We start from the raw sequence: 2,984 nt of genomic DNA, 5'->3' as shown, positions 1-2,984 counted from the left end.
GCGGCGGTGAGCGCGTCGACTTCCCGAAGCCGAGTTTCCAGACGCTTGGCTCTAACGTCGCGCCAGTCCTCGAAACGATCGGGGACTGCGAGGCCCAGCTCGTCCGCCTTGCGGCGGTTCTCAAACGCGTCGCGCGGCAGCAGAAAGTCGTCGAAGGCCCGGAAAGCGCGGCTGCCTTCGACCCAGACGTCGCCCGATCGCAACCGCTCGCGCAACGCTATCATGACCGCGACCTCATAGGCCCGGCGTTCGGTTCCGGCGTTGGTCTTGACGACCTTGCGCCATATTGGTCGCAGAAAGCCCATCGGCGCCCGCGGCGGAAGTTTCTTCGCGCCGCTCGCGTGAAGCTCGCGCACGACGTCGAGCGCCGTGAGGAGCGGATCGTGATCCTTCCACGATCGGAAGACGAAAGCGCCGAGCACGACCGGCGACATTCGTCGGACGCTCGCGTAGCGCTCGACGATCTCGCCGAGATTGTCAGGTCTGGCCCCGACGACGGCGGCTTCTGTCTCGAGGACCAAGGTTTTCAGGCGCTCCCAGCCGAGCGCACGTTCGACGGCGGTGACCTGGTCCTCCCCCTTTTCCTTCGCGACGAGCATGGCCTTGGCCATGCCGAGCAAGGCGCGCGCCGACGCGTCGAGAGTCTTGGCGCGGTCGACCACGTTGTCATTGTGGGCACGGTCGGCGCGCCGGAAGACAGCCCCGAGCATCTTGTCGAACATGGCCAGGGCGGCGTCGGTGAGTCCGATCTCCATCTGGCGCGCGAACACGACCAGGGTCGCCAAACGGCGCGACGCGTCGAAACGCGAGATGTCGCGGGGAACGAGGATGGTGATTTCTCTCGCGATCGCCGCATAGCGCGCCCGGTGAATGCGCTTTTCGCGATCGGCTCTGACGCCAAGCTTGCGCACGGCTTCGAGCCGTTCGACGACCGCGAAAAGATTTTTCTGGCGCGGCGCTTCCGGCCATTCTCGCAGCCAGGCGAACGGCGTGCGTTCTCTTTCGTCGGTTACGATCAGCAGCGCGTCCAGAGCGGCGGTCGTCTCCAGCGACAGGCCCTCGGCGAGGCCTCTGTAAGCACGCTTGCGCGCAACCGCGCGCGCCGCGAGCGCAAGACGCTCCAACTCGGTTGAGGCTGGCAGCCATATGTTCCGTTCGCGCAGATACGCGATCATGGCGGAAACAATCGCATCACCGCGATCGGAACCAGCGCCCTCCTCAATGCCCGCCTGGACGACAGCGCGCCTATCCTCCCGCCGGAACGGTCGCGCATCGAGATAGGTTTGCAGACCGCCGAGATGCTCCCAACGCGTTTCGCTACGGCGCGCATAGGACGCAAACTCCTCGGGTTCGCATCCTATCTGCGCCGAGATGAAGGTCAGCATCTCAGCGGGGGGCGTTTCCTCTGGCCGCGGCGCGCGGCCTGGAAACCGTAGATAGGCGAGATGGATGGCGAACCCGAGCCGATTGGCGGCGCGGCGCCGCTGGCGGATCAGCGCCATGTCCGCGGGCGAGTCCGCGGGCGAGAAAGTATAATGCCGAACGATCGCCGCCGGGTCGGTAGGCGGATCGAACAGTGCAGCGCGCGCTTGTGACGAAAGGATCTCGTGTTTCTTCATGCGGCGCCCCTCGCCTTCTCCGGCCGTCATTCGGTCGTTTGTCGGCCCAACCTCATCTCGTCCGTCAACGTGTTTGACGACGGGTTTCCGGACAGATAGATTCTCGGACGGATTTGCGGACAGGAGGGCACCGAATGGCGGCCATCGGCTACGCGAGGGTGTCGACGACCGATCAGGACTTGGCGCTGCAACTCGACGCCCTCGCCAAGGCCGGTTGCGCGCGCGTGTTCGAGGACAAAGCGTCGGGAGCGAAAGCCGACCGGCCCGGGTTGGCGGCGGCGCTGGGCTTCGTGCGCGAGGGCGATATCCTGACGGTGTGGAAGCTCGATCGTCTCGGTCGCTCGCTGCCGCACCTGATCGAAACGGTCAACGCCCTGGAGACGCGCGGCGTCAGCTTCCGCTCTCTAACCGAGGCGATCGACACCACGACGCCAGGAGGACGGCTCGTCTTTCACATCTTCGGCGCGCTCGGGCAGTTCGAGCGCGACCTCATCCGCGAACGAACCCGCGCCGGTCTCGACGCTGCGGCGGCGCGCGGTCGCCAAGGCGGACGCAAACCTGTCATGACGGACGAAAAGCTCCGGCGCGCCCAAACGCTCCTTGCCCAAGGCCTTACCGTTCGTGAGGTCGCCGCTCGCATCAAGGTCGGCAAGACCGCGCTATACGCCGCACTCGCCCACACGGCCTCGGAACCGGCCGGCGCCGGCGCCGCAGGTTCGCCTTGACCGCCTCGTCCATCCCCATCCCCTTTCACATTTCGTAGGCGCAAATGTCCCATGCCATTATCCGCGGCAAATCAGGTCGACGGCACGAAGTCGATTTTGGAGACAGTCCCGTGCGGGTCGAAATCTGCGCCAGCGACAAAACCGTCGAGATCGTCGTCGAAGCCGACTCCGACGAACTCCCAGTTCTCGTTCCCCGGCGGCATTCCTAGCCACGTTGCGCCGGAGACGCCGGGCTCCATCCACGAGGGCGGCGAGCTCGGCTATGCGATGTCGCACGCCCACGGCGCGGCCTTCGACAATCCGAACCTGATCGTCGCCTGCGTGGTCGGCGACGGCGAGGCCGAAACCGGCCCGATGGCGACGAGCTGGCACTCCAACAAGTTCCTCAATCCGGTGAGCGACGGCGCGGTGCTCCCGATCCTGCATCTCAACGGCTACAAGATCGCCAATCCGACGGTGCTCGCGCGCATTCCGCGCGAGGAGCTCGACGCGCTCTTTCGCGGCTACGGCTACGCGCCCCACTTCGTCGAGGGCGACGACCCGGCGACGATGCACGAACTGATGGCCGAGACGCTCGAGAAAGTGGTCAACGACATCCGCCGCATCCAGGACGCCGCCCGCGCGGACGGGTTCAAGCAGC

3 protein-coding genes and 1 pseudogene are annotated in these 2,984 nt (G+C 66.0%); 2 read left to right on the top strand and 2 right to left on the bottom strand.

Going from position 1 to position 2,984, the window contains the following annotated elements; all coding sequences use genetic code 11:
• A partial coding sequence (locus tag ACLP25_RS04415) for a DUF4158 domain-containing protein (RefSeq protein ID WP_442468014.1) occupies positions 1 to 1,619 on the bottom strand: 1,619 nt, incomplete at its 3' end.
• Positions 1,620 to 1,753: 134 nt separating this feature from the next.
• Between ACLP25_RS04415 and ACLP25_RS04410 the strand changes: the two genes are divergently transcribed.
• Positions 1,754 to 2,344 carry a recombinase family protein gene (locus tag ACLP25_RS04410; protein ID WP_442468013.1) on the top strand — a complete coding sequence of 197 codons (591 nt, stop codon included), beginning with the start codon at positions 1,754 to 1,756 and terminating at the stop codon, positions 2,342 to 2,344.
• A 71-nt stretch (positions 2,345 to 2,415) separates the two neighbouring features.
• Here ACLP25_RS04410 and ACLP25_RS04405 read toward each other — a convergent pair whose 3' ends face one another.
• Positions 2,416 to 2,547 (bottom strand): hypothetical protein, encoded by a 132-nt coding sequence (locus ACLP25_RS04405; protein ID WP_442468015.1) that lies wholly within the window; start codon positions 2,545 to 2,547, stop codon positions 2,416 to 2,418.
• On the opposite strand from ACLP25_RS04405, the pseudogene ACLP25_RS04400 reads away from it, so the two are divergent.
• Positions 2,525 to 2,984, top strand: a pseudogene (locus ACLP25_RS04400) (phosphoketolase); the annotation flags it as partial. The gene ACLP25_RS04405 and the pseudogene ACLP25_RS04400 overlap by 23 nt on opposite strands.

The organism is Roseiarcus sp., from assembly GCF_052145395.1.
Lineage (GTDB): Bacteria > Pseudomonadota > Alphaproteobacteria > Rhizobiales > Beijerinckiaceae > Roseiarcus.
The sequence above is the reverse complement of the archived record's forward strand: the minus strand, read 5'-3'. Positions and strand labels throughout refer to the sequence as shown.